Source organism: Thermospira aquatica (assembly GCF_023525255.1).
GTDB classification, from domain to species: Bacteria; Spirochaetota; Brevinematia; order Brevinematales; family Thermospiraceae; genus Thermospira; species Thermospira aquatica.
On record NZ_CP073355.1, the window covers coordinates 1,571,489 to 1,596,217 of the forward strand.

General features: G+C 43.9%; 26 protein-coding genes. 22 read left to right on the forward strand and 4 right to left on the reverse strand.

The genetic code is table 11. The features are described from left to right. The first annotated feature begins 1 nt into the window (after nucleotide 1). The 22 genes from KDW03_RS07540 (at nucleotide 2) to KDW03_RS07645 (ending at nucleotide 20,928) form a co-directional block, all read left to right on the forward strand. A complete protein-coding gene (locus tag KDW03_RS07540) occupies nucleotides 2–1,015 on the forward strand; it encodes a FecCD family ABC transporter permease (RefSeq protein WP_271434469.1) in 1,014 nt (337 codons plus the stop codon). Further along, nucleotides 1,012–1,806, forward strand: a complete 795-nt coding sequence (locus KDW03_RS07545) for an ABC transporter ATP-binding protein (RefSeq protein WP_271434470.1) — start codon at nucleotides 1,012–1,014, stop codon at nucleotides 1,804–1,806. The genes KDW03_RS07540 and KDW03_RS07545 overlap by 4 nt, the downstream gene beginning before the upstream one ends. After that, nucleotides 1,803–2,336, forward strand: a complete 534-nt coding sequence (gene cobU, locus KDW03_RS07550) for a bifunctional adenosylcobinamide kinase/adenosylcobinamide-phosphate guanylyltransferase (protein WP_271434471.1) — start codon at nucleotides 1,803–1,805, stop codon at nucleotides 2,334–2,336. Before KDW03_RS07545 ends, cobU begins: the two co-directional genes overlap by 4 nt. Then, nucleotides 2,333–3,058 (forward strand): adenosylcobinamide-GDP ribazoletransferase, encoded by a 726-nt coding sequence (gene cobS, locus KDW03_RS07555; RefSeq protein ID WP_271434472.1) that lies wholly within the window; start codon nucleotides 2,333–2,335, stop codon nucleotides 3,056–3,058. The genes cobU and cobS overlap by 4 nt, the downstream gene beginning before the upstream one ends. A gap of 2 nt (nucleotides 3,059–3,060) precedes the next feature. Beyond that, entirely contained in the window at nucleotides 3,061–3,849 is a 789-nt protein-coding gene (gene cbiR, locus KDW03_RS07560) for a cobamide remodeling phosphodiesterase CbiR (RefSeq protein ID WP_271434473.1), read from the forward strand. Between the two features lies 1 nt (nucleotide 3,850). Further along, nucleotides 3,851–4,945 (forward strand): nicotinate-nucleotide--dimethylbenzimidazole phosphoribosyltransferase, encoded by a 1,095-nt coding sequence (gene cobT / locus KDW03_RS07565; RefSeq protein WP_271434474.1) that lies wholly within the window; start codon nucleotides 3,851–3,853, stop codon nucleotides 4,943–4,945. A 16-nt stretch (nucleotides 4,946–4,961) separates the two neighbouring features. Then, nucleotides 4,962–5,393, forward strand: coding sequence for a glycogen-binding domain-containing protein (locus tag KDW03_RS07570; protein WP_271434475.1), 432 nt, complete (start codon nucleotides 4,962–4,964; stop codon nucleotides 5,391–5,393). Between the two features lie 128 nt (nucleotides 5,394–5,521). Continuing rightward, nucleotides 5,522–6,790, forward strand: coding sequence for a hypothetical protein (locus KDW03_RS07575; RefSeq protein WP_271434476.1), 1,269 nt, complete (start codon nucleotides 5,522–5,524; stop codon nucleotides 6,788–6,790). Between the two features lie 42 nt (nucleotides 6,791–6,832). Beyond that, the gene (locus KDW03_RS07580; protein WP_271434477.1) at nucleotides 6,833–7,516 is read left to right on the forward strand and encodes a hypothetical protein; all 684 of its coding nucleotides are present in this window, start codon (nucleotides 6,833–6,835) and stop codon (nucleotides 7,514–7,516) included. A gap of 104 nt (nucleotides 7,517–7,620) precedes the next feature. Next, nucleotides 7,621–8,745: an alanine racemase gene (alr, locus tag KDW03_RS07585; RefSeq protein WP_271434478.1), complete on the forward strand. Its 1,125-nt coding sequence runs from the start codon at nucleotides 7,621–7,623 to the stop codon at nucleotides 8,743–8,745. Further along, complete coding sequence (locus KDW03_RS07590) at nucleotides 8,742–9,539, forward strand: amidohydrolase family protein (protein ID WP_271434479.1); 798 nt, start codon at nucleotides 8,742–8,744, stop codon at nucleotides 9,537–9,539. Before alr ends, KDW03_RS07590 begins: the two co-directional genes overlap by 4 nt. Before the next feature lie 95 nt (nucleotides 9,540–9,634). Next, on the forward strand, nucleotides 9,635–10,897 hold the full coding sequence (locus KDW03_RS07595) for a DUF1015 domain-containing protein (protein WP_271434480.1): 1,263 nt from the start codon (nucleotides 9,635–9,637) through the stop codon (nucleotides 10,895–10,897). A 12-nt stretch (nucleotides 10,898–10,909) separates the two neighbouring features. Next, nucleotides 10,910–11,611 carry a hypothetical protein gene (locus KDW03_RS07600; protein WP_271434481.1) on the forward strand — a complete coding sequence of 234 codons (702 nt, stop codon included), beginning with the start codon at nucleotides 10,910–10,912 and terminating at the stop codon, nucleotides 11,609–11,611. A gap of 33 nt (nucleotides 11,612–11,644) precedes the next feature. After that, entirely contained in the window at nucleotides 11,645–12,007 is a 363-nt protein-coding gene (gene panD / locus KDW03_RS07605) for an aspartate 1-decarboxylase (RefSeq protein ID WP_271434482.1), read from the forward strand. A gap of 16 nt (nucleotides 12,008–12,023) precedes the next feature. Further along, on the forward strand, nucleotides 12,024–12,827 hold the full coding sequence (locus tag KDW03_RS07610; RefSeq protein WP_271434483.1) for a flagellar filament outer layer protein FlaA: 804 nt from the start codon (nucleotides 12,024–12,026) through the stop codon (nucleotides 12,825–12,827). A 20-nt stretch (nucleotides 12,828–12,847) separates the two neighbouring features. Then, nucleotides 12,848–13,591, forward strand: coding sequence for a flagellar filament outer layer protein FlaA (locus KDW03_RS07615; RefSeq protein WP_271434484.1), 744 nt, complete (start codon nucleotides 12,848–12,850; stop codon nucleotides 13,589–13,591). 64 nt (nucleotides 13,592–13,655) lie between these two features. Continuing rightward, a complete protein-coding gene (locus KDW03_RS07620; RefSeq protein ID WP_271434485.1) occupies nucleotides 13,656–14,657 on the forward strand; it encodes a WD40 repeat domain-containing protein in 1,002 nt (333 codons plus the stop codon). Between the two features lie 18 nt (nucleotides 14,658–14,675). Continuing rightward, nucleotides 14,676–15,893 carry a PilZ domain-containing protein gene (locus tag KDW03_RS07625; protein ID WP_271434486.1) on the forward strand — a complete coding sequence of 406 codons (1,218 nt, stop codon included), beginning with the start codon at nucleotides 14,676–14,678 and terminating at the stop codon, nucleotides 15,891–15,893. After that, nucleotides 15,893–17,053: a potassium channel family protein gene (locus KDW03_RS07630; protein ID WP_271434487.1), complete on the forward strand. Its 1,161-nt coding sequence runs from the start codon at nucleotides 15,893–15,895 to the stop codon at nucleotides 17,051–17,053. The genes KDW03_RS07625 and KDW03_RS07630 overlap by 1 nt, the downstream gene beginning before the upstream one ends. A 10-nt stretch (nucleotides 17,054–17,063) precedes the next feature. After that, entirely contained in the window at nucleotides 17,064–17,579 is a 516-nt protein-coding gene (locus KDW03_RS07635) for a Crp/Fnr family transcriptional regulator (RefSeq protein WP_271434488.1), read from the forward strand. Nucleotides 17,580–17,631: 52 nt separating this feature from the next. Then, complete coding sequence (locus tag KDW03_RS07640) at nucleotides 17,632–20,112, forward strand: SpoIIE family protein phosphatase (RefSeq protein ID WP_271434489.1); 2,481 nt, start codon at nucleotides 17,632–17,634, stop codon at nucleotides 20,110–20,112. Nucleotides 20,113–20,160: 48 nt separating this feature from the next. Further along, complete coding sequence (locus KDW03_RS07645; protein WP_271434490.1) at nucleotides 20,161–20,928, forward strand: alpha/beta fold hydrolase; 768 nt, start codon at nucleotides 20,161–20,163, stop codon at nucleotides 20,926–20,928. On the opposite strand, the gene KDW03_RS07650 is transcribed toward KDW03_RS07645, so the two are convergent. From KDW03_RS07650 to KDW03_RS07665, 4 genes are all read right to left on the reverse strand, one after another. Then, entirely contained in the window at nucleotides 20,916–21,872 is a 957-nt protein-coding gene (locus tag KDW03_RS07650) for a hypothetical protein (RefSeq protein ID WP_271434491.1), read from the reverse strand. The two genes, KDW03_RS07645 and KDW03_RS07650, sit on opposite strands and share 13 nt — an antisense overlap. Nucleotides 21,873–21,900: 28 nt before the next feature. Further along, the gene (locus KDW03_RS07655) at nucleotides 21,901–23,814 is read right to left on the reverse strand and encodes a methyl-accepting chemotaxis protein (protein WP_271434492.1); all 1,914 of its coding nucleotides are present in this window, start codon (nucleotides 23,812–23,814) and stop codon (nucleotides 21,901–21,903) included. A gap of 87 nt (nucleotides 23,815–23,901) precedes the next feature. Next, nucleotides 23,902–24,135 carry a hypothetical protein gene (locus KDW03_RS07660; RefSeq protein ID WP_271434493.1) on the reverse strand — a complete coding sequence of 78 codons (234 nt, stop codon included), beginning with the start codon at nucleotides 24,133–24,135 and terminating at the stop codon, nucleotides 23,902–23,904. Between the two features lie 82 nt (nucleotides 24,136–24,217). Further along, on the reverse strand, nucleotides 24,218–24,652 hold the full coding sequence (locus KDW03_RS07665) for a secondary thiamine-phosphate synthase enzyme YjbQ (RefSeq protein ID WP_271434494.1): 435 nt from the start codon (nucleotides 24,650–24,652) through the stop codon (nucleotides 24,218–24,220). Nucleotides 24,653–24,729: the final 77 nt, after the last annotated feature.

Genomic DNA, 24,729 nt, shown 5'->3' on the forward strand with positions numbered 1-24,729 from the left:
GATGAAAAGGATTTGGAGACGTTTTGTTTTCTGGTCGGCGATTACGGTTGTATTTGTGGTGATTGCCAGTCTTTTGTCTCTCGGATGGGGGCCGAGCCATATTTCTCCCTTTCGGGTTATAGGGGTTTTTCTGGGAAAAGAAGAAGCTTTGGTTCGAGATATTGTTCTCAAAGTGAGGTTTCCCCGATGGATATTGGGTTTGGCAGTAGGAGGGGCGCTCTCTCTTGCTGGGGCTATTCTTCAGTCAATGTTTGCCAATCCTCTGGTAGAGCCGTATACACTGGGACTCTCTGGAGGAGCAACCCTGGGTGTTTGTGTGGGGATTATTGCTGGAAAGTGGTTTGGTTGGGAGGGACATCTTTTCTGGTGGAGTCTCGGGGGAGGTCTTTTTTTTATGGGGCTTCTGTATCTTTTGAGTCGTCGTCGAGGTATTGGAGGGGTTTCCCTCCAGTTGTCAGACATGCTTCTTTTTGGGCTTATGCTTTCTTTTCTTGCTTCGGGGCTGGTGATGCTTTTTCTGGCACTGGCACGCGCGGCAGATCTCCATCAGATTATCTTCTGGACGATGGGCTCGCTGGAACAGGGAGGACAAATTTCCCTCGCGCTTGTGTGGGGAATTGCGATTGGGGGCTTGATTCTTTCGTGGCTTTTGGGAAGAGAGATGGATGGATTTTTGCTTGGTGAAGAAGAGGCTTTTTATCTTGGGATGCCGGTTCATCTTTTAAAGAAGCTCTTTTTCTTTGTTGCAGTGGCACTCACTTCTGTGAGTATCGCGAGTGCTGGACTTATAGGTTTTGTGGGACTTCTTGTTCCCCATTTTTATAAGCGTGTGGTGGGTACGGTACATCGTTTTTTTTTACCGCTTGTTTTTTTGGGGGGCGGAGGATTTTTGGTTTTTTGTGATTTTTTAGCCAGGGTGGTTATTGCCCCACTCGAGCTTCCGGTGGGTGTGATTACAGGGATTCTTGGGGGAACACTCTTTATCTTTATGCTTGTGAAGGAGCAAAGGCTATGACGCTTCTCGCCGTGGAAAATCTTGTAGCTGGCTATAAAGATAAAACCGTTCTTCGAGGGGTTTCTTTCACCGTGAATGAAAAAGAGATTCTTGGTATCTTGGGACCCAATGGAAGTGGAAAATCTACTCTCGTTCGTGCTTTAACTGGGGCAATTCCTGCTTCGGGGAAGATAACGTATAAAGAAGTTCCCATGTACAAGTTCTCAAGGCAAAAACTCGCGTGTTTTATGGCGGTAGTGAGTCAGTCGCCTCCTCGTCCCGCAATGACGGTGGATCATTATTTGATGTTGGGACGTTATCCGTACCATGGGGTTTGGGATTTTGGGCTGACCATGGATGAAAAGAAGCTTATGAGGGATTTATCAAAAGAGTTTGGGATAGAGTATCTTTTGGAACGAAAACTTTCTGAGCTCAGTGGTGGGGAGTTTCAGCTTGTGCAGATTGTTCGAGCATTGGTGCAACAGCCTGAGCTTCTCATTCTTGATGAACCGACAGCCCATTTGGATATTGCCCATCAGGTGAGGATATTGGATTGGCTGGAACGGATAAAACAACAAACCACGGTAATGGTTGTTTTTCACGATATGAATTTAGCTTCTCTCTACTGTGATAGAGTGATGATGCTTCACGAGGGTTTAGTTGAGGTAATAGGGGAGCCTGCTGCGGCGCTTACCTATGAACGTATAGAACGCGTTTTTGGAGTGCCCGTCGTAGTGTACCCTTCTCCGATGGAACAAAGACCGCATGTCTATCTTGTGCCTAAAAGGTTTCTTCAAAGAGGGGAAGAATGAAAGAAGTAGTGTTGATTACAGGAGGGATGCGTTCAGGGAAAAGCAGGTTTGCTGAAGAGTATGCCTTGAAAAGATCTTCTTCTCCTATCTATCTGGCCACTGGAGTGGCAGTGGATGAGGAGTTTGCCAGACGGATAGCGTACCATCGATCTGAGAGGGATGGGCGTTTTGCTACCGTCGAAGAAACAAAAGATGTTGTGGGTGTGGTAAGTGGATTTCACCAGGCTCAGGTGATAGTGTTTGAGTGTGTGACCACCTGGCTTGCGAATCTTTTTCATGAGAGAAACTGGCAGTTTACCGTGGAGGATGAAAAATGGCTGAAAATGGAGGTAGTTCGTCTTGTTGAGGGAGTAAAAGATGGAAATCATACCCTCATTGTTGTAACGAACGAAATAGGATTAGGGGTTGTGCCAGCCGATGAGGTCTCAAGACGGTATGTGGAGGTTCTTGGCAGATGCAATCAATGGTTGGCTCAACGGGCGGATGAGGTGTATTTTTTGGTGAGCGGGATTCCCTGGAGGCTTAAATGAAAAATCTTTTGGGTGCTTTTTCTCTTTTGACGATTCTCCCGTTGTCAGGGAAAGGGAATATGGATACGGGGGTTGTTTTGTTTTTTCCTCTGGTAGGGTTGGTGTATGGAGTTGTGGGAAGCGGATGGATTGTTGTAGGGACATGGCTTGGTATGTCACCTATGCTTGTGGTGATGGGGATGATAGTGTTTCCCTGGATTTTGAATGGGGGGTTTCATTTTGATGGGTGGTGTGACTGCTGGGATGGGTTTGGAGTGCACGGGGATAGGGAGAAACGGCTTGAGGCAATGAAGGATAGTCGAATAGGGGCTTTTGGAATGGCGGGTGGCGTTTTTTTGCTTTTGTTTCGTTATAGTGTTTATCCCCTTCTTCTGGATGAATGGAGGGTAATCTGGTTTTCGTGGGTACTCTCGCGCTCAGCAATTGTCTGGCAGGCATGGAGAGCAACCTATCCCAAAAGCAAGGGAACAGGGGCTTTTCTTGTGGGAAAGATCTCAGGGGTACAGGTAGCAGTGGTAACAGTACAGTTGATGCTTTTGGGAGGATTGACAGCATGGTTGGGTGGAGGATGGCGGGTGATAGCAGCTATGGGAAGTGCTGTACTTGCTACGGTTTTTCTGCGGGGGGTGAGTAACCGTCGCATAGGGGGCGTGACAGGGGATGTCCTTGGGGCCACAGCGGAGTTGGTAGAGGCTTTGTCTCTTTTGGCGTGGATACGATAAGCATGAAAACTGTAGAGAAGCTCCTCCCTGGATGGCAAATTGGAACAACTTCGTATCTTGTTGATTGGGGAGAAACTGTAAAAGAGAGTTATGAGTATAATCTCTCTCTTCTTGCTCCTCATGTATCACTTGTCCAGCTCCTTCTTTTGGGAAAGCATTATCTTGACCTATGGGAGGATGATGCATGGCTCTTCTTTTTAAAGGAGTTTCAAGAAAGATGGGATATGTCGTTTGTTGTGCATCTTCCACTCGATCTTCATCTGTGGCCGGTGAGAGAGAGAGAAGACATGAAACTTCTTGCGCATCTCATCAGGAGGTTAGATGTTTTTTCCCCCATTGGGTATGTTCTTCATCTGGAGAGAAGTGATGGGTTGCGATCAGAGCCCTACGTTCCCCGCAGAGAAGACAAAGGGGCTTTTAGAGGGCTTCTCAAGGAGCTTGAGGATCTGGGAGAGTATCCGATAGTGCTGGAGAACACCCATTATGATCTTTCGTTTTTTTCTGAGGAGATTCTTCTTTCCCCCTTTGGGGTGTGTTTTGATGTGGGACATTGGTGGCTTTTGGGAAAGGAGATAGAGGATTTTTGGAAGAAACTGGGAAGTCGGGTAAGGCTTGTTCATTTTCATGGGATAGATGGGGGAAAGGATCATCGTTCGCTAGGCGTTCTTTCTGAGGAAAAACTGAAACGGACCCTCCCTTTGATCCGAAATTTGCCGGTGATTTTGGAAGTGTTCTCTTTTAAAGATTTTCTTTCCTCGATTGTAGTTTGGAATCTTTATGAAAGGAGATAGTATGAGGTTAGTGGAAGTAAAACCCGTTGATCGGAATATCTTGCAACAAGCTCGAAAAAAAATGGACAACAAAACCAAACCTCTCGGATCTCTTGGTATGCTTGAAGAGATAGCATGTCGTGTGGCGGCTATTCAAAAAACTCTTACTCCTTTTGTACGAGAGGTGGTCGTTGTGGTTTTTGCTGGTGATCATGGTATAGTGGAGGAGGGGGTTTCCCTTTATCCCCAGGAGGTAACTGGCCAGATGGTGGCAAATTTTCTTCGAGGGGGTGCCGCTGTGAATGTATTTGCTCGAGAGGTTGGAGCAAAACTTTTGGTAGCGGATATGGGGGTAAAGGGGGAGTTACCCTCTCATCCAGCCCTGATAAACTGCAAGGTCCGTTCGGGAAGTAGAAATTTTTTGAGAGAACAGGCCTTGACAAGGGAAGAGGTGGAGACGGCGGTGCGCAAAGGCATAGAAATTGCCTCTGAGTATGGGAAAGATGCGGATGTACTTATTGCTGGAGAGATGGGTATAGGAAACACCAGTAGCGCAACGTTACTGCTTTCGGGAGTATGTGGGATCCCTGTGAAAGTATTGGTGGGGAGGGGCACAGGGCTTGATGATACCATGCTCCGTCACAAGGCAAAGGTTCTTAGCCAATCTTTTCACAGACGAAGGTTTGACAGACATGATCCTTTCTCTCTTCTTGAAGCCTTTGGGGGATTGGAGATTGCAGGGATGGTGGGCTTTTATCTTGGGGCAGCAGCTCTTGGAAAGGTGTTTGTTGTCGATGGGTTTATTGCCACGGCAGCGTATGCAATAGCAAAGGAGATTGAACCTCTGGTGAAAGAGTATGCCTTTCTTGCCCATCTCTCTGCTGAACAGGGACACCGTCGTGTAGTGGAGAAGCTTGGACTTTTTCCTATCCTGCAGCTTGGAATGAGACTTGGAGAGGGTACGGGAGCGGTTCTTACCGTGCCTTTGCTCAGAGCAGCGGTGAGGGCACTTAGTGAAATGGCTTCTTTTGATGATGCTGCGGTATCACGAGCAAAAAAAAATATAAAAATTTTCCAAAAAACACTTGATTTTTTTGGAAAATATGCTATCATATAAGAAACAAATCCATAAGATGGAGGTAAGGTCTATGAAGAAGTCAGTTCTGGCTATGCTGGCAGTATTGATTGCTGGTACGATGCTCGTTGCTTGTGGCGAGGGTGGCGGTTCCACAAAAGCAGCTGGCACAGGTGGCAAGGTGAAAGCCGGTAAGATCACTTTCTCCTACAAGGGTGTTGAGGGAGAAGAGTACGGGGTAATGAACCTCGCTGGTGATTTCAACGGTTGGAATCCTGCTGATCCTAACTATGCTATGGAGAAGCAGGCCGATGGTTCTTGGGCTATCACTGTAGAGTTTGCTCCTGGCCGCTACATCTACAAGTACACTGCTGATGGCCAGTGGATCTTCCAGGATCAGTCCGAAGTGGTAGATCAGATGGAACCAAAGCCTACTGGTTTCATGGATGATGGCTTCGGCGGTAAGAACGCTTATATCGATGTAGAATAAGCGATTCCATGTGTAAAAAACGGGCTGCTTCAAGCAGCCCGTTTTTTTTTGTAAAAAAATCTTTTTTTGCTTGAAAAAAAAACAAAATGGGTGTAGTATAATGTGAGAACAATAGTAAGGAGTGGTCCATGAAACGAATCATAGGTCTTGTAATGGGATGTTTAGTTTTAGTGGCGTGTGGTTCTCCAAGACCTCCAGAAGCAATATCTTCTTCATCGCCAGCTCAGCCTCAAGAGATGGGTTTCCCTGAGACCATGGTTTTTGAAGGGAGAGGCCAGTCTCAAGAATTCTCCAGTAGTCGTAAGCTTGCTTATCAGGATGTGATGCGGCAGGCGATTGTGAAGATTTTGGGGGAGAGGGATTACACAGCTCAAAAGACAAGTATTGATGGGCAGTTTCTTGCAAACGAGGCGCAGTTTTCTCCCTATATTCTGCAAAAGGAATGGACATCGACTAAGCGAGATGAGAATGGGAATCTTGTTCTGGCTCTCAAGGCAACGATAGCAACGAAAAAACTTCGGGAAGATTTGAGATCTGCTGGTTTTTTGACGACAGCTCCCTCGTCTTCTCCTACGACACAGCCATCGTCAGGATCGCCACAAAGAGAAAACTCTGGGGTAGAGATGGATCTATCAGGAGTGGACATTTCTGGTCTTTCTCTCCTTATTTTCTACAATCCGGAAGCACTTCAGAAAACCGGCGATCCAGATGCTGAGCGCTATGCTAGACGGGCAATTCAGCTTTTGAATCAGGAATTTCTCCAGAGTGGCTTAGAAGTCATTGATCTTGAGGCAGCTGAGAGAGTTCTGAAAGAGAAAAACCTTCTCCAGGAGGAGGCTCGAGGCAATGTTGGGCTTGGGCTTTTGATAGCCCAGCAAGTTCACGCGGAACTCTACGGAGAGGTTACACCAACAGTAAGCTATCGTGCAGGGACAACTGCTCATGTTATTCTTGATTGTAAGCTCTATGTGAGAACAGGAGGAAGGGTAATAGCTAGCATCCAGAAGGGTGGTGAAGAGTATGATTCAGCATCTCTTGAGGCATCGGTTACCGCCAGTATGCGGGATGCTGTAAAAAAAGTTTCAAAAGATCTGTTTATAAACTTGAAAAAATATGTAAAAGATGGTAGATTTTATACGGTGAGACTGATTGAGGTTGGTTCTGCAAGAGATGCATCCGCCTTTGCAGGGACAGTCTCAAAACTTGAAAGAGTAAAGAGTGTAAAACAAACACTTTACTCTAAAAATGATAGGACGGCGGAGTTTGAGATCCAGTTCCAGGGAAGTCCTAATGAGCTTATGGAGATTATTTTTGATGGTGTGACGGCGAAACCAGGATTCGAATCACTGGATCTTTTTACTCTGCGAGGTAATGAGTTGATTTTTACCATGCAATAGCATGGCATAAAACAAAGAAAATATACACAAAAGGAGGATCTTATGAAAAGATCTGTGTGGTTTTTGATGACATTGGTGGCAGTAACTCTCATGGTGGTAAGCTGTGGCGGGAAAAAGCCAGAGCCTGCTCCTCAACCTCAGCAACCTGTTTCTCCTGAAGCTGACGCTCTTCGCATCAAGGTTTATACTATTCAGGCAAGTGAAGAGCCCAAGCCAAAGTGGGTGAACAAACGCTGGTACATCGGTAAAGATGAAGAAGGCGTAAAAACCATCTATCTTACCGTTTCCGCTCAGGCTGTTCGTAAAGACAACGCAGCACGCCTTGCTGAAGCTGAGAAGATTGCCAAACTTACCGAGGCTATCAAGCAGGTGGCAACCCGGGAGTTTGCGTTGGCAAGAGCAGGCATGCTTGATCCAGATTCTGACAAAGCCCTGGAAACTTATTTTGAAGAGACAATTGCTGCTGTTTCCAAAAATGTGAATATCTCTGGTGCTATGAATGTGGCTGACTACTGGGAATATGTCCAGGAGGTTCAGGGAGGCGAATCCAAGACCTATTATATCTACTACAAGCAGTATGCTATGCCTTACGCCCTCTTTGAAAAAGCTCGCAAGGATGCCTGGGACAAGCAGCCTAAACCTGTCAATAAAGACCTTCAGAACAAGGCTCAAAAGGTACTCGATAGTATCAATCAGTATGAGAGCCAGGTTGCTCAGGGAGAATAAGTTTGCTCATCATGAGGGAGGCCGTCGAAAGGCGGCCTTCTTTTTTTGAAAAATTTTCTTTCTTATGCCATAATACATTATAGCTGAGAATGTAAGGAAGAGATATGTTTAGCACCCATTCGTTTCGCTCTACATGGTTAGAGGTAGATCTTACGCGATTGAAAGAGAATCTGAAAAGTATCTTTACCCACGCGAACAAAAAATCCATGATAGCTGTGGTGAAAGCCGATGGGTATGGACATGGAGCAGTAGAGATTGCCCGTACGCTTGAACAAGAAGGTGTATCCTGGTTTGCGGTGGCTACTCTTGATGAGGCGATAGAACTGCGTGAAAATGGGGTGAGGGGAGATATTTTGGTTTTAGGACCTGTTGATCATCGATGGCAGAGGGAGATCATAAATTGTGGGTGTGTGGCCACGGTGGTTTCTCTTGCTGAAGCTGAGCATCTCAGTAAAACAGCCGTCGCTCTTGACAAAAGCCTCCGTGTTCATGTGAAGGTCGATACCGGTATGGGGAGATTTGGAATTCTTTTTGAACAGGCTTTTTCAGATATTTCTGCTATGATGGAGCTCCCCGGCATTACGGTGGAGGGGTGTTTTTCTCATCTGCCCTCGGCTGATCACGATAGGGAGTTTTCCGAGCATCAGATCCAACGTATGCGAAATTTGCGTCATGATCTTGAAAAAAAAGGTGTTCATATTCCCTTCTGGCATATAGCCAACAGTGAAGCTGTGTGGAATCTTTCCGATGCGTATGGGACGGATTTCACGCATATTCGTCCCGGGATTTCTCTCTATGGAGTTGCTTCTGTTCCTTTTGCGAACGTGAAAACCTTGATGACTCTTAAAACCAAAATTGTCCAGATGAAACGGCTTTCACAGGGAAGTACGGTAAGTTATCTTCGTACGTATCGTGTTACTATGCCAAAAGAGTGGATAGCCGTTTTGCCTATTGGATACGCGGATGCTGTTCCTGTGGTGGGTTCTGGAACATATGAGGTGGTTATTCGCGGGAAACGCTATCCCCAGGTAGGAAGGGTGTGTATGGACTCTATGATGGTGAGTTTGGGGGAGAATAAAGAAGGTATCAGGGAAGGAGAAGAAGTGGAGATTTTTGGGGGTGAGATTTCTCTGCTAGAATTTGCTCAAAAGAGTCAAAGGATTCCTTATGAGGTGATGTGTGGTGTGTCGAAACGGGTGCCTCGAATCTACAGAGGAGAAGAGAAATGATTATTGATTTTCATACCCATTTCTATCCTGAAAAAATAGCACCTAAGGCAATGGAAGCCATGAGGAATGCTAGTGGATGGAAACTTTATGGGGATGGAACGTACCAGAGTCTTGTCCAGTTTATGGAAGAAGATGGAGTCTCACTGTCAGTTAATCTACCAGTGGCAACCAAGCCAGAACAGGTGATCTCTATCAATCGACAAATGGTAGAATGGAACAAGAAACAGACTAAAGTCGTTTGTTTTGGAACCTATCATCCAGACTTTGTGCGTCTGGGAAATCCGGAGGAGGAGATAGCGTTTCTCGCCAGTCAGGGCATCAGGGGTATAAAACTTCATCCCGAATATCAGGATTTTTACCCTGATGATCCGCGGATGACAGAGTTTTATGAGCTTTGTGCTAAGTATCATCTTCTTCTGTTGATGCATGCAGGGAGCGATGTAGCTTTTTCTACCACGCATGGGACGCCAAAGCGATTTCGAGAGGTGCTCAAAGTGAGAGGTATAAGGTTGATTCTTGCCCATATGGGTGGGTATCGTCAATGGGAAGAGGTGGCCCAGGAGCTTGTGGGGGCATCTTCCCTCTACCTTGATACATCGTTTTCTCTCGATCTTCCTAACACTTTATTCAAAGAGATTATTTTGGCGCATGAGCCGTATAAGGTGCTCTTTGGAAGTGATTTTCCCTGGACGAGGGCAGGAGAGATGGCGGCGAAAATTCGGAGTCTTGATCTTGGAAAAACAAACGAGGAGCTTATATTCTCCAAAAATGCTTTGTGGCTTTTGGATATATAAGGCAATAGGAGGAATTTTTTTTAAAAACTTTTAGTTTTACAAGAAAAATAGCCGATAAATACAAGGATAAATCGATACAACAAAAGAGGTGATGTATGGCCTGGTTGCTTCCCTTCAAGGCAGGGTATTATAACCCACAAAAAATCGCTCGGATTGAAGATTGTATTTCTTCACCCTATGATGAACTGGAAACGGGAGAGCTGAACCAGCTTCAAAAAAATCCTTATCATTATTCTCACGTCATTCGAACTGTTCCTGGTGATAATGAGAGTTATGTAACAGCGAAACACAAGCTTTTTGGATGGTTTATTCGTGATGTTATTCTCTTTGATAAAGTGGCATCGCTTTATGTTTATGAGCAGTCTTTTATTTCTCAGGGTACCGTGCAACGCCGATACGGTATTTTTGCCCGTGTTGCTGTAGAAGATTTGGCTAAAAGGCTTCGTCTTCATGAAGAGACAATAGAAGAATACGTTGAGGACAGTTATCAGCGGATTGCTGTCTCTCAGTGTCATCTTGAGCCACTTTTGGTGGGTTATCATAATCCATCGCTAAAAATTGCAGACAATGTTTCTCAAAATCTTTCCCTCCCCCCTTTGATTTCTTTTGGTGGGAGTAGTGAAAACGAACATCGAATTTACCAGGTTTCCGAGCCTGCAGTGATTGATCGGTTGGCTTCTGCTCTTCAGGGAGAGAAACTTTTTCTCCTGGATGGGCATCATCGCTTCATGGCAGCTCTCCGTTATCAGGAAGAACAAAAAATGGCGAAGGGATCGGCGTATACAGGTGAGGAACCATGGAATTATGTTCTTATAGCGCTTGTCAACATGGCTGATGAGGGGTTTACTCCACTACCGTGGAACCGGCTGATTAAGACGCTGCCTCTTTCTGCTCAGGATCTCATGAAGCAGATGGGGACTGTTTTTAAATTGGCCGCCATTCCTTTCCAGGATGCTATGACAGAGAAGGCAGCAAGAAAAAAACTCAGGCTGTTGCTTTCTGAGTATGCTTCAAAGAAGGTTTCAGCATTTGGTGTGGCCTTGAGCCAGGCTTCAACGAAGTATTTTCTTGCAGTGGGGGGACAGGGTTTCTCACCTCTGGTAGTCGATGAACAGGTTATTCGAAAGATTTTGGGGATGAACCCACGGTATCCCGATGTGCATTATGAAAGCCAGGATCAGAGGGCTTTTGAGAGGGTGAAAAACAAGCAGTATCAGGTGGCTTTTTTTACGCAAACGATTTCACTTTTAGATTTTGTGCAACTTCCATCTAATCAAATATTTATGCCGAGGGCTTTTGATTTCTATCCCAAGGTGCCAAGCGGTGTGATCTTGTATTCATTTAAGTATTCTGTGTAACAAGGAGGCGTGATGAAAAAGCTTATTGTGTTGATTTTTGCCGTTGTTTTTCTTGCGATTGCAGGTTGTCAGACAGAGAAAAAAATAAGCGAAGAAGATTTGACCAGGAATGCAAATTTGCTCAAAGATGAAGTGCTTTCTCAAACCAATGTAAGTCCAGTTTTAACTAATGAAGTTACTCTTCAGACGGTAGAACCGATAGTTCTGGCCTCTTCCCAGATAGAGAGTACAAATACCTTATCTGAGATTGCTCCTCTGGAGGATAAGCCAATAGAGGTGCCACAAACATCCAAACCTGCGGTATCTTCTTCTGTGCAGCGTTCTCCTCAAGTAGCCAAGGTCGGAAGCTATATGAAGGTGGGAACAGATCGGTCCGGACAAACCCTTTCTCCCCGTCGATACATTAAGATTTCTTCGTGGGTATTTACTCAGGAGGGGAAAACTGTAGACTTTTATTTGTATGCGGTTCCTTTCAAAAGTGGTAAAGTTCAGAGTGCTAATCTTATCGGTCGAGTAAGGGGAATAGAGGTGATTAACAACCAGGCTCAATACACAAGGTATTGGAATGGTATAACTATCCATGGCAATTTCCTTCCCAAAGGGAAATACAATATCTACCTCACCTATGTGATCAAGAATTCCAAGGGAAAAGTGATCAAGACAGAGTCCCGTTATTGGGGCAGAACTACAGATTTTTATCTGGTGTTGGAATGATGATGAGAGAAAAAGAGGATGGGAAGGGGTACTATGTTGCTTACAGTGCTAAAATCTAAAATACATCGAGCGGTTGTTACAGAGACAAATCTGGAATACGTAGGAAGTATTACGATAGATGAAGAGCTTATGGAAGCCGCGGAGATTTATCCTTATGAGCAGGTACACGTCTGGAATATTACCAATGGTTCTCGGCTTATTACCTATGCTCTGAAAGGTGAACGTGGAAGTGGGGTGATTTGTATTAACGGTGCGGGAGCCCACCACAACCGTGTGGGGGATAGGGTGATTATTGCTGCCTTTGCACAGGTGGAAAAAGAAAAAATTTTTTCATTTTCACCAAAGATTCTACTAGTAAATGCCGAAAATAAGATAGAGACTTTATTAGAGAATTAAACGTAAGGAGAGGTTTATGAGATACAAAGGGATTTGGTTGATAACGCTTTTGACCATGTTGCTTTTTTTTGGGTATACCTCTTCTCTGTTTGGTTGGGGTTTTTCCGACCGAGACAGGGAGACTGTGAATTTGCAGACGTTTTTGATTAGTGATTTTGGTGATGAGAAAGACCAGACCAACAATCTGGTGTGGAAGGCGAGGTTTTCTCGTTTTGCTAAACCTTCTAATATCATGGACCCGGGGAGCCCTGTTGATCCCGAGGCTTGTAACTCTGCCTATTTTGCAGGGAAGCCACTCGGTATTCCTGAAGAAATGGAGCAGCGTCAGAAATGGGTTCTGGGAGTGAAGGCACAATATGTGCGTAAGGGTTACAATTATGTTGAGATTATTCCCTATCATCTGGCCAGAGCTGGGGTAGATGCGAATGGCAAGCCTTCCAATGTTGGTGATGTAAAGGAAACCAATGTTTCTCTGGTGGGTGTGGTCAAATCCCTCGATATGTGGCTTTGGGGTGGAAATTATAACTACTGGCTTGAGTTTTATCTGCGGGATTACAAGGGTTTTCTTCACAGGGTTCCGGCGGGGGATATTAAGTTTGTGGGATGGAAGAATCTTCGAACAACGGTTCCGTCGTATATTCCTCAGGCCCAAAATCATGTACCTTTCCTCAAGCCGCTTAAGCTTGAGATGATCAAGCTCTGGAGTCATCCTGAGGAGAGGGTTGATCAATTTTATGTGTATTTGGATTATCTTCAGGTCCAAACCGATGTCTACCTTGAACGTTTCAACGGTGACGATCTGGCCAATAACCGATGGTAAAACGGCAAAGGAGAAAAGCTATGAAAAGAGCAAAATGGTTTCTTATATGGATGTTGGTGAGTGGAGTACTCCTGGTTTTTGTTACGGGAGTTCTGTTTGCCCAGCAGGTGGAGAATACCGGCGGGAATCTGAGATTGGGAGAGTTTCCTGTTATCAATACGAACGCAGGGGAATCTGCTGATAAGACGGTAGCCACGGAGTTGCTTCAGACTCTTTTGGTTGATGATTTTGAGGCAGCAGGGGAATGGTCGGCATTTATTCCCAGGGACTATGGGTATGCTTCGGCTATCCGTCGTGAAGGGTCTCCTTCGGCGATTAAATCGGATAAGAATAAATATGCCCTTGGTGTAAAGGTTTCTTTTATGAAGCGTGATTGGTCGTGGGTTTCTATTACCCCCGCTAAACCAGCCAAGATTCGTGGTATTACCAAAAACCTCAAGGTTTGGGTGGTGGGAAGAAACTATCGGCATGTTATTAGTGTCGTACTGAGGGATTATCTTGATCGTATAAAGTATCTGCGTGGGGATAGGCTTATCTGGGTAGGATGGAAACAGATGACGATCAATATTCCCGATACGATTGAACAGGAAAATTACAAGGTCTCTGAAGAACGGGGGGTCACCTTCTTGGGATTTCGTATTGATTTTGAGCCGGATGATATGATAGGACGCCCGTTCTATGTGTACTTTGATTACCTTACAGCGGATGTCGATCTCTACTCAGAGCTCAATCTGAATGCAGACGATATGATTGATAACTGGTAAAAAATGAAGGGCTGTCTCTTATGACAGCCCTTTTTCCTTATGTGAAGTTGGAAGGAGGTGGGGAATGGGCAAAAAATTTGTTTTTGTTGGTTTGTTAGCGAGTTTTTGGGTGGGTTTTTGTTTGACGGCGTGTGAACGAGTAGTGAAGCAGGAGAGTGAATTTCGTTTTGAAAGTCGCTCTCCTTTTGTTCTGGAAACGAATTTTGTTGCCCATGGGAATTATATTTTTTATGGGGTATTTTCTTCGGATGGAAGATTTCTGGCAACGGGTAGTGCTGATAGGACAGTGGCAATCTGGGATACAGCAAAGTGGGAGCGTGTAACCCTTTTAAAGGAAAATTATTCTCAGCTCTGGGGAATGCCCTTAGCTTTTGATAAAAATGACAATTATGTGGTCTATGGAGCCTATGAAGAGCTTGTTCTCTGGGATAGAATGAATCAGAAGGTAGGAGTGCGTACCAATGGCCACAGGAATAGGGTGCAAACAATCAAAAAAGTAGAAGATATGGTGGTGAGTGGAGGAGCGGATGGATTTATCAGACTCTGGCGTGTGCCATCTCTCGAACTTGTGGGTGAAAAAAAGATATCTCTGAAAGAGATCTGGAGTATTGCGTATGACGAAAAGAAAAAGATCATTATTACGGGGGGCGAAGATGGCACCGTTTCTCTGTTTACTTTTCCAGAGTTTGTGCCGATATATTCTACAAGGGAACACATGTTTCCGGTGGAGTATGTGGCTGTAGCTCCAGGAGGAGGAGTATTTGCTACGGCTGGCGGAGAGGGACTGATCTATCTTTGGGATGTTCTGAAAAAATCTCCTCTTAAAGAGTTGCGTGGACATGTAGGAGCGGTACTTGTGGTAGCTTTTCTGGACAGGCGATACCTGGCCAGTGGTGGTGAAGACGATACGCTTCTTTTCTGGGATCTGGAAACGGAAAAGGTGGTAGGCATGGAAAATCTGGGATCCGATGTGATGGCACTCCAGTATGAGCCTTTGACGAAAAAATTGTTTGTAGGAACGAGGAGAGGCGAAATATACATCTGGAGGTTTAATCCAGAACCATAGAAATAGTGGAGAAAGTGTATGGATAAGGAAATTTCCCAAAAAAATGAGATTATCAATCTCTACAATCACGTCAGGATCAAACGTATTGGTGTTATGTTGCAGGAGAATAAAAACAAATTTCATCTGACAGGTTTTGTCACCAGGGTGGATATGAGTGTGGTCAATTTGTTTTTTGATAAGGAACCCGCGATTTTGCCTATTCAGAATGTTATTCTTTCCTTTGAGTACAATAAAAATTTTTATTATTCAGCGCCTACTACAGTTCGGTTGTATAACTTTCAACTTCGTTCAATTGAAGTTTTGATTCCTGAGCGGATATGGTATCATCCTGTGAGACGGTATAATCGCTATAGCCTAAAAGAGCCAGGCAAGGTCAAAGTTTATATAAAAAAAATAGAAACCAAACTTCAAGAAACGACACAGGTGAATATTTCAGAACTTCCAGAGAATCTGCGGGTTATTTATCTTGCCTTAAAGGAAGAAAATCCCGATCTCAAAAAGATCCTTGGCATGGTAGGGGAAGAAATTAAACGTTTTAGTCCGCAGTTTAAGATTAATATTTTTAAGAACCTTGATCAGATTTCTCCTTTGGAAAGAGTAGTGTATACGTATAAAAAGCCTTTCTGGATTTCGGATACGGAAAATATTCCAAACTATCTTCATATTGGAGAGAAGTTTGGGGTTATCGGGTACGAGAAGTATTTTGAGATGATTAAAAAGAAGATGGCTCCGGATATTCTGGATAAGATCAGGCAGACGTATATGAGTCGGGGGATCCTTTCGTATCTTCTTATTCCTATTCTTATAGGCGATAAGGTTATGGGGGCTATTGAGATTACTGTACCAAGAGAGAGTGGCAAGAAAGAGCTCAGCATTTATGATGTTTTTTATATTCGCAGTTTGGCGGATATTATTGCTGAGGTTTTGGTGAAATCGTATGCAGCTGCCCCTGAGGGAAAAAGTGAGGAACTTGAGTTGGTTGATATTTCTCTGGGGGGCATCTCAGTGGTGAATAAAAATATGTACCTTATGCATACGATTAAGGAAAATTCTATCCTGAAACTTGGTATTCAATATGAAAATACTGAGCTGGAAGTGAGAACAAGGGTGATACGGATGAATTATATTCCCGGTGAAAATGCGGGTATTCACATGGCAATGGAATTTGTCGGGCTTGAAGAGGAAGGAAAACAGCTTTTGAATAAGATTATTCGTGAGAGTGAGAAGGCAGTCTGATGCGAAGGAGAAATTCCTGGTTTAAAACGGCAAGTTTAAAACTGGCAAATCTTGTTTCTGAACCTAGTAATCAGATAGTTTTGGTGCTTTTTGTTTTTTTACTCGGGATGGTGCCTCTTATCTGGTGGTTGGAACGTTCTGGCGGAAATGATCTTTTTAGGACGCTTGGGGACGCGCTGTGGTGGCTTATTGTCACTATTCCGACGGTTGGGTATGGAGATATTGTTCCGAGAACAGCTTTTGGTCGTTTACTTGGTGTGATTGTGATTGTCTTTGGAGTGGCGTTTTATGCTATTCTGAGTGGTCAGATTGTTTCTTTTTTAATAGACAAAAAACTCAAAGAACGGAGGGGACTGGCGGTGGTAAGAGTAAAAAAACATGTTTTGGTTCTCGGAGTCAATGGTTATCTCGAGAGATTTTTGATGGTACTTCCTGAATTTATGGGAGACAAGGCAATGAGTGTGGTATTGGTAAATGACATGTCTGAGGATGAATTTCTCGAGGTAAAGGATAAATTTCCCCATCTTATGCTCCGTTTTGTTTTTGGGGATTATACCAAAGAGGCGGTTCTCAGGCGTGCCGGTGTGGAAAACGCCTTTCATGCTTTTATTCTAGCGGATAATTTTCATCACCGTTCTCTGGATGATGCCGATGATAGAACGATTATGGCAACGCTGAGTTTAAAGGCAATTCATCCCGATCTTCCTGTGAGTGCCGAGGTGATAAAAATAGAAAAGGCAAGTGCTGTTAAGAGAGCGGGGGTAGAGAATGTGATTTTTAATGGAGCGTTTAGTCCTACACTTCTTTCGGCAGCGCTGGTTTCTCCTGCTGTACCACTTTTTTTTCAGGATTTGGTGGCAAACTATGAGAGTCCGAGGCTCACGATTGTGGGTATAGAACCCCAGTTTATTGGGAAGCCGTTCCGGGAGTATTTTTTGGCCATGAGAGAAAAGTATAGACTTATGGTGGTTGGAATCTATAGGACAGAAAAAGAGCTCAGTATAGAGGATATGCTTTCTGGCAATGATGCTATTGATGAGTTCATTCGTTCAAAACTCAGAGGAGAAGAGACGGAAGAAACAAAATACCATGTAAATATTAATCCCCCTGATGATTATATCCTCTCTTCTGAAGATACGTATGCTTTCGTGATACGATAAAGGGGTGGTTATGCAAGAGAAGGAATCTTTTTTAGGGAAAATAACGCTTTTTTCTGAATTAACCGAAGAAGAGCGAAAACAGGTTGGGGATATTCTTCATTACAGGCATTATAAAAAAGGGGAAGTGATCGTGAGTGAAGGAGATGAGGGGACGTCGTTGTTTCTTTTTCAAAAGGGTGTGGTTCAGGTGACAAGTCAAATTACTCTGAAGCGAACGGGGGATGATAAATGGATGGAGGCCGAGAAATCTATTGCTACCTATGATGAGGTGAAGATGCCTTTTTTTGGGGAGATGTCGCTTTTGACGGGGGCTCCTCGTTCGGCAACCGTAAAAGCCATGACCGATGTAGAACTCTACGAAGTGTTTCAAAAGGATTTTTATGATCTCTGTGAGCGCAATCATACGATTGGGTATAAGCTTTTGAAGGCTATTGCGCAGGTTTTGTGTGGGCGGATTCGTTCGTTGAATCAAAATATCTTGAAACTTACAACAGCCTTGTCGATTGTGGTGAGTAAAAAGAGGTGATAGCAAAAGAGAAATTTGCATTTTTTTTGAGTAAGTTGTAACATAAAAGGGTATGAGGAAGAGGAAAGAAGTTTTTCGTCTTTTTCGTGTGAGTCTCCAGGTTAAAGTGGTGCTTTTTGTTGCTTTTGTGTTTTTGGTTTTTGCTGTCCCATTTATTCGTTATAATGCGGTGCAGCAACAGAAAGAGAGAGAGGATCTGATCGCACGAAATCTTTCGGTGTATCTTGATGCTTTTCGCAAAAATGTTGAAGGGTATGCAAGTGATAAATGGGGGCAGGTTTCCACGGAGGGAACAAGTGATGTTGCTTTGTCTACCACCTTTTCAAGGGATATAGACGAGAAAGGTCTCAATAGTTTTCTGGAGAATATCTTTGGGACGGATAAAAAACAAAAGCAACTGCAGAGGCAGATAGAGGTTCTCCGGACAGCCATTAAAGAACAGAGTCGTCAACAGAAACTTCAGCGAGAAAAAGAGCAGAAGCTTTTGGTACAACGTCAATATATGTCTATCCAGGAGTATCTTTTTACCTTGACGAATATTCCCTCTTTTAGTATGGCTTTTTTTGTTGATCCTAATGGATATATAGTCTTTCATACCAAACCGGAGCTGGTAGGGGGAAAGATTAGTCAAACGAATCGTGAGATTCTCTTTAAAGGGTATCTTCCTCGTTTGTATTTTGTGAGGCTTCAGCGTTCGTATGAGGCTTTTATACCTCTGTATGATCAGAGTTTTTCTCAGGGTATCGTATCAAAAGAATGGCAGGGGTTCCTCCGTGATGTGTCTGAAGGAAAGCTTTTTCGGAGCCAGAGTTTACCAGCCGAGGTTCGGAGGAATTTTCTTCTCATTGAGAGATTTGATGAGGTGTATGATCGTTATTTTGATGTATCGGGGAATTTGACTCTTGCTGGCGAAAAACTGAAGTCTAAAGGGCTCATGACCTCATCATTGGTGCGAGCAGTCTACACCTTGAAGCAGGTTTTTGATCGTTATAAGCGGGGACAGGAGCAGGTGCTTGTCTCTAATCAGATGACAAACCTCGTTCGGTGGTTTCAAGTAGCGGGAGTCTCAGAGAAGGAGATTCTTCAGTATCAAAAATGGTACCGTTCGCGAAAGATCTTTACTCACACCAATCTTCTCAAGGAAAGAGATAGACAGACATTGGTTTTTTTAGATAGTGTTGAACGTTACTTGAGAAAATATATTGAGTTTTCTCCGAAGACAAAGAAGTCTCTGTGGAGGACGACAGATTTACTCGATGAGCTTTTGAAGGGGTATGTTTCAAATAGAGTGGCTCAAGATAAGGTTTCAAAGAAAAAGTTTACAGAGGAAGGATATACGGCTGTTTTTGAGAAGTCGTATTTTGTCGTAGCAATGCAAAATGCCGCGGAGAGCTATCTTAAACTCAGGTCTTATCGTACCAGGCAACGAGAGTTTGATAGTTCGGCCATTCATGAGCTTTTCCAATATCTTTATGCTCCCTATCGTACAGGAACAGTGGCGATTTTACTTTCTATTGAAGATTTTGAGAGACAGCAGAAAGCTGTTGAGTTGCGTTCAATTGATATGGCGGTTTTTCTTCTTTTGAGGGTGCTTTTGCTTGCCTGGATCTTTGTGAGATTTATGCTTCAGTCGTTGGCAAAATTGGCGGAGGGAACGGAGGAGATTGCTTCTGGAAAATGGGGAAAACAGGTGGAGGTGTTCTCTTATGATGAGATAGGGGATTTGGCAGAACGCTTTAATGCGATGAGTCTCCGTATTGCAAAAATGTTTCAAGAAGTTAAAGAAAAAAGCCGCATGGAAGCTGAGCTTGAGTCAGCAAAGGAAATCCAGAATGCTATTTTGCCTCAGCAGTATCCCCAAGTATCGGGATATCTTTTTAGTGTGTACTATCAGCCACAGACAGAATCTGGAGGGGATTATTATGATTTTGTTGAGGTGGGAGCAAATCGGTTGGGTGTGGTTGTTGCCGATGTGACAGGACACGGTGTGGGTGCAGGGATGGTGATGGCTATGCTTCGTTCTGCTCTTCGTACGTATGCTGGTGGGAAACTGGACGCTGCCAGGGTGCTTAAAGAAGTGAATCCTGTGCTCTATCGTGATACCTTACCTACCATGTTTGCAACGGTCTTTTATGGGGTGCTTGATATCCAGAACCATGAGCTTTATTATACAAGTGCGGGACATCAGCAAGGAATACTTTATCATCCACAGGAGAGAAAGATACGCTTGTTAAAAGGCGGTGGTATGCCGGTAGGAATGGTGGAGTCTTCGATTTTTGATCCGGAGATCCAGCTTTATAAAGTGGGTTTAAGACAAGGAGAGTTTCTGATTCTCTATACTGATGGTATTACAGAAGCGAAGAATCAGAAAAACGAGGAGTATGGGGAGACGAGGTTCTATGAGGCGATTAGTCGGTTTGCCTCTACAGATGTTCATGGGATGAGGGATAAGGTTATATCGGATCTTTTAGCATTTTGTGGGGATGCACCACCAACAGATGACAGAACGATGTTGATTGTTTACCGAGCGTAGTGTTAACTTTTTCCTCATTTTTTGTCGATAATAAAAAAAGAGGGAAATATGGCAAAATATCTCATCGCATTGCATGGCATAGGGCTTTCGAGGAAGTATCTTTTTTATGTCAAGGATTTTTTTCAAAAAAAAGGGTTTATAGTTAGAGACATGGATCTGTTGGGGTTTGGAGCCACAACTGTTCAGAATAGAGGAGATATTAGCGATTTTCATGAGTATACCCGAAGTTTGGTGCAGGTAAGCCGAGAGATTCGTCAGCAGGATCTCCAAGCGAAAATATTTGTATGGGGGGAAAATCTTGGGGCAACGATTGCTCTCATGTATGGTATAGAGTATCCGCAATGTCCGAGTGGTATTGTCGCTGTGAATCCGTTGCTTTCTCTTGAGTTGGGATTTTCAAAGATGGATATCGCAAAAAATCATATGGCTTCTCAGATTGCCCCGAATACAAGGATAGAGTTTCCGTTTTTGCTCCAGGATCTTACAGATGATGAACATATAGCTGAGACAATTGCCTCGGATGAGGCGCGTTGTACCTCTATAACGGCGAGATTCTGGGGTGCACTTTTTCGCGCCACGGTTTTTCTCTGGACGGATGCCCGTCGGATGCAGGTTCCCTTTTTGATCCAGTATTCCAGAGGCTCTCATTTTGTTTCCGAAAGGGCGGTTGAGCATTTTTTGGGTTTGGCTTCTTCTCCTCTCAAATTAAAAGAGGGTATTGAAGGACCACCGCTTCTTTCTCTTTCAAAGAAGCGGGAGGATATCTATGAGAAAGCATTATCGTTTTTTGATCTTTGTGATCATCAGAAAAAATAGCTGAGGCTTATCATTCCTCTTTCGGTTGGTTGAACATCTCGACTGATGAGAGAAAAGAGGTAGCTATCTAGCCACGTGAGGGTTATGCGGGTGTTTTTTCCAGTTGCAACGAAGCCAACAGTGATACCCCATTGTTTGAGAGGGGAGGGAGTTGTCCATAGGTTTTCTGAGAAGATTCCAATATGATACGGAATACCAAGCCAAGATAGTTGGCTTCTCCATCCGATTCGGATATCCCAGGGAGTAAGCAGAGATGTTTTCACGGTTTGGTTGGTACCATTGATAGTAAAGAGACTCCCTGAAACATCGGTATAATTTATCTCAGAAAGCCATTCTCCTCTTGGTGTAGTGAGAGAAAATCCTATGCGGAATCGTGAAGGGAATTGTTCAATGACTTTTTGTCCGTACAGAGAGTTTTGCCATTCAAGGGGAGGAAAATAGTACCAGGAAGCCCCTGTCCTTAAAACCGGAGTGATCTGGTATAAAACTCCTGCAGAGATGTTCCAGCCAAGGGTGATGTGTTCTTGTTCTTTTGCGAGCAGTATTCCACAATATACCCCTCCTCGCAACGTAGGGAAAACAGAGAGGCTTGCGCCTGTACCAAGCGTGTATACCCCGAGATCCGAAACATACGAACTGATGAGGCGACGCATGGAGATACCCCATCCATACAGTGGATTACCTGTACTTATTCCCAAAAAGGGAATGGGGTCTGGTTGCAGGTTGTAACTTCCACTGAGAGGATCTCTCAAAGTGAGTGAGGTAGAAAGATTCCATGTGATAGTCGTACGAAAGGGCAGACCGATAGAAGCAGGCTGACTATCCATCGTGGTGGGACTGGCAGGGTGGGCAGCAATCGCTGATCCAACTCCTGAAGCCTCTGCTCCGAGATCGGTGAAGTGCCAGCTCCTCCATCCGTAAAAGAGAGAGAGGGAGATCAGCATTCCCCCAAAAATGAGAAAACATCTTTTGCTATTCATCTTGGATACGGAAACTGGCAATAGCCCTATCAAGTTGCTGAATGGCTTCAAAACTCTTGCTAAAGGCTTCGCCGATCCTGGTGTAGGATGAAGTGATGAAGGAGATGCCATCCATGAGACGCTTACTGAGTTCGGCAAGTTTTTCTGCTGTTTCACCGAGACCTGTCATGATTTCTGAAAGGGAACCATCATTGGATTCGATGATGCGTATATTTTCTTTGATGATTTGAGATATCTTTTGCATTTGTTGAAGCTCCTGGAGGCTTATTTCTGCGGTGGAGGCTTCGTTTCGAGCCATATGGGTGATGTTGGAGATTAGTTGGGTGGTGGAACTCATTTCGTTTTGCATAGTCTGAAAGATTTCATTGAGTTTTTCGTTGATGTTTGCTCCCCGCTCGTTTTTCTGCTGCATTTCGTGGATGAGGCTCTCAATCTGACGGGCAGAGTCTGCCGTATGAATGGCAAGCTGTCGTACTTCAGAAGCCACAATAGCAAAACCCTTGCCGTATTCTCCAGCGTGCGAGGCTTCAATGGCAGCGTTCATAGCAAGGATGTTGGATTGGTCGGAAATATCCATAATGAGTTTCACAATTTCGTATACTTTTTTGTTAGTTTCCTGAACAGCTTTTGACGCGTCAAGGAGTTCACTCAGGCCCGAGTGTCCCTCGAAGACAACCTTGGAGAGTTTTTCAAAACGTTCGGAAGAAGAGAGTGTCATATCTATCATGTTTTTAAAAGTAGAGATGACTTTTTGATAGGACTCGATAATACGTTCGAGAACATTTTGTTGAGTGAGATAGTTGGAGATGGCTTTTCGTACCTCTTCCATGGTTTCCTTGAAGCGTTTGTTGGCTTCACGAATCACATCGACCTGGGCTTCATAGTTTTCTCCCGATTCAGTGATGATGTGGGTTACCTCTTCGGCTTCACTTTTGGATTGGTTCATGATGTTGTTGGTAATCTCTCCGGACTTCTGAACAATCTTTTGCATTTCCTGGATAGTGAGAAAGGTGTTTTGAAGTTTTTCAAGGATGCGGTTGATACCTTCGGTCATCATACCAACATCATCAAAGCTGAGGATGAAAACTCTTTTTGAGAGGTCCATAGCTCCCTGAGACAACTGAATGATCTGGTTTCGAAGATTGGAAATGTGGGACTGATTTTCCCAGAGGATGGTGGCAAAGAGAATACTACCCATGATTAACAGGTACATTTCTATAAAGACGAAATGAGAGATAGCATGGGAAAGAGAGGGAATTTCTTGTGAAAGCTGGGCATGATAGATGTAATATATGGCCCCTACGCCACTAAAGACAACGATAAACAGGATAAGAAACAACGCGGGTAAAAAGGTTTTTTGAAAGGTAGAGGAGTATTTTTCTTCTTGTTCTTGGAGAGAAGTGATTCCCATGAGATATTTTGCTTCGAGCCAGGCGAGATGTACCATACGAGTAGTCACCAGACCGTTAAAGACACCAAAACTGAGGGCGAGGGCTACTCGACAGAACCAGTAGAGTGGTTCAAAGGCTTTTTTTTCTACAATCATTTCTCCAAGAAAATTTAATCCCACTCCCGCTGCATAGGCAAAAAGTCCTATCAAAAAGAGAAATCCTTGAATAGTACGAAAGGAATGCATGGCCTTTTTTCTGAGCCACTGGGGAATTTCACTACCTGCACGTATGATATTGATACATCGTGAAACGGGTTTGTAAAAGAGATAAACTATGAAGGAACTTATCGGAGCTAAAATGGAGACGACCACTCCCATTTTGATCCAGAATGAGACGCGTTCAGTGGGAGGCATCATAAAAATGTAAGGAAGAATAAGAGAATACAAAAAGATTGAGATATAGACACTAAAAAGTACAGCCACTAAAACACGAAAGGTGAGAGATGTTTTCTTCATGGTGCTAAGCCCCTTTTTTGTTACTTCTTTAAAAGAATCGACAGGAAATAAAGAAATCTTGATTTTTGTAGGGGTTTAAGTGTACTTTTAGATTTTTTCTTTTTTAGCAATACAGGTGAAGACCTCGGTATTTTCGTCTATTCCACGATCAAACACACACTGCCAGTCATAATTGTCGACAATCTCGATGAGTTTTCCGACGGCGAGGGAGAGGGTAATACAGATCGTGTCTTCGTGACGCATAGCGGATTCTACGGAGATACCTGGTTGGTTGAGATAGGGGTATTTTTCTTTGATTGTATTGACATCAATAACTTCCATAATCCCACCTTTGATAAAAATAGTATAAGGCAACAAAGGAGAAAATGCAACTTTTGGAAATACGTATGAGCTTCTGCTTCTTTTACGAATTTAGCCGTACTGAATTCTCTCCGATGACTGTCACCACAATACTACGGGTGCTTCGTGGTCCATCAAACTCACAGAGAAAGATGTTTTGCCACGTGGAGAGGCCAAGTTTGCCATTGATAATAGGGATGGTTTCAGAGGGTCCAACGAGGCCAGATTTGAGGTGGGCATCTCCATTTCCATCTTGCTGGTCATGACGCCAGACACCCCGGGGGATGATACGACGAAGCAGATCAATCACATCCTCCTGGACGGAGGTGTCCCAGTTTTCCTGAATCATGATGGCGGAAGTAGCCCCCTGGACATAAACATTGCAGAGGCCGTAAAGGATACCACTTTCTTGAACAATACGCTCAATCTGCTTGGTAATGTCTATGAGTTCTTCTCTTTTGGTGGTGGTGACGGTTATCGTTTTTTGAAAACAGGACATTCCTATGCTCCTTCAAGTAGTAGAGATAGTATACCACAAAAAGGGAAAAAAGAAAAGCCAGGAAAATTTTCCTGGCT

Bases quoted from the DNA above. Each gene is read 5' to 3' on its own strand.
- KDW03_RS07540 (WP_271434469.1), top strand. From the start codon at position 2: ATGAAAAGGATTTGGAGACGTTTTGTTTTCTGGTCGGCGATTACGGTT.
- KDW03_RS07545 (WP_271434470.1), top strand. From the start codon at position 1,012: ATGACGCTTCTCGCCGTGGAAAATCTTGTAGCTGGCTATAAAGATAAA.
- cobU (WP_271434471.1), top strand. From the start codon at position 1,803: ATGAAAGAAGTAGTGTTGATTACAGGAGGGATGCGTTCAGGGAAAAGC.
- cobS (WP_271434472.1), top strand. From the start codon at position 2,333: ATGAAAAATCTTTTGGGTGCTTTTTCTCTTTTGACGATTCTCCCGTTG.
- cbiR (WP_271434473.1), top strand. From the start codon at position 3,061: ATGAAAACTGTAGAGAAGCTCCTCCCTGGATGGCAAATTGGAACAACT.
- cobT (WP_271434474.1), top strand. From the start codon at position 3,851: ATGAGGTTAGTGGAAGTAAAACCCGTTGATCGGAATATCTTGCAACAA.
- KDW03_RS07570 (WP_271434475.1), top strand. From the start codon at position 4,962: ATGGAGGTAAGGTCTATGAAGAAGTCAGTTCTGGCTATGCTGGCAGTA.
- KDW03_RS07575 (WP_271434476.1), top strand. From the start codon at position 5,522: ATGAAACGAATCATAGGTCTTGTAATGGGATGTTTAGTTTTAGTGGCG.
- KDW03_RS07580 (WP_271434477.1), top strand. From the start codon at position 6,833: ATGAAAAGATCTGTGTGGTTTTTGATGACATTGGTGGCAGTAACTCTC.
- alr (WP_271434478.1), top strand. From the start codon at position 7,621: ATGTTTAGCACCCATTCGTTTCGCTCTACATGGTTAGAGGTAGATCTT.
- KDW03_RS07590 (WP_271434479.1), top strand. From the start codon at position 8,742: ATGATTATTGATTTTCATACCCATTTCTATCCTGAAAAAATAGCACCT.
- KDW03_RS07595 (WP_271434480.1), top strand. From the start codon at position 9,635: ATGGCCTGGTTGCTTCCCTTCAAGGCAGGGTATTATAACCCACAAAAA.
- KDW03_RS07600 (WP_271434481.1), top strand. From the start codon at position 10,910: ATGAAAAAGCTTATTGTGTTGATTTTTGCCGTTGTTTTTCTTGCGATT.
- panD (WP_271434482.1), top strand. From the start codon at position 11,645: ATGTTGCTTACAGTGCTAAAATCTAAAATACATCGAGCGGTTGTTACA.
- KDW03_RS07610 (WP_271434483.1), top strand. From the start codon at position 12,024: ATGAGATACAAAGGGATTTGGTTGATAACGCTTTTGACCATGTTGCTT.
- KDW03_RS07615 (WP_271434484.1), top strand. From the start codon at position 12,848: ATGAAAAGAGCAAAATGGTTTCTTATATGGATGTTGGTGAGTGGAGTA.
- KDW03_RS07620 (WP_271434485.1), top strand. From the start codon at position 13,656: ATGGGCAAAAAATTTGTTTTTGTTGGTTTGTTAGCGAGTTTTTGGGTG.
- KDW03_RS07625 (WP_271434486.1), top strand. From the start codon at position 14,676: ATGGATAAGGAAATTTCCCAAAAAAATGAGATTATCAATCTCTACAAT.
- KDW03_RS07630 (WP_271434487.1), top strand. From the start codon at position 15,893: ATGCGAAGGAGAAATTCCTGGTTTAAAACGGCAAGTTTAAAACTGGCA.
- KDW03_RS07635 (WP_271434488.1), top strand. From the start codon at position 17,064: ATGCAAGAGAAGGAATCTTTTTTAGGGAAAATAACGCTTTTTTCTGAA.
- KDW03_RS07640 (WP_271434489.1), top strand. From the start codon at position 17,632: ATGAGGAAGAGGAAAGAAGTTTTTCGTCTTTTTCGTGTGAGTCTCCAG.
- KDW03_RS07645 (WP_271434490.1), top strand. From the start codon at position 20,161: ATGGCAAAATATCTCATCGCATTGCATGGCATAGGGCTTTCGAGGAAG.
- KDW03_RS07650 (WP_271434491.1), bottom strand. From the start codon at position 21,872: ATGCTGATCTCCCTCTCTCTCTTTTACGGATGGAGGAGCTGGCACTTC.
- KDW03_RS07655 (WP_271434492.1), bottom strand. From the start codon at position 23,814: ATGAAGAAAACATCTCTCACCTTTCGTGTTTTAGTGGCTGTACTTTTT.
- KDW03_RS07660 (WP_271434493.1), bottom strand. From the start codon at position 24,135: ATGGAAGTTATTGATGTCAATACAATCAAAGAAAAATACCCCTATCTC.
- KDW03_RS07665 (WP_271434494.1), bottom strand. From the start codon at position 24,652: ATGTCCTGTTTTCAAAAAACGATAACCGTCACCACCACCAAAAGAGAA.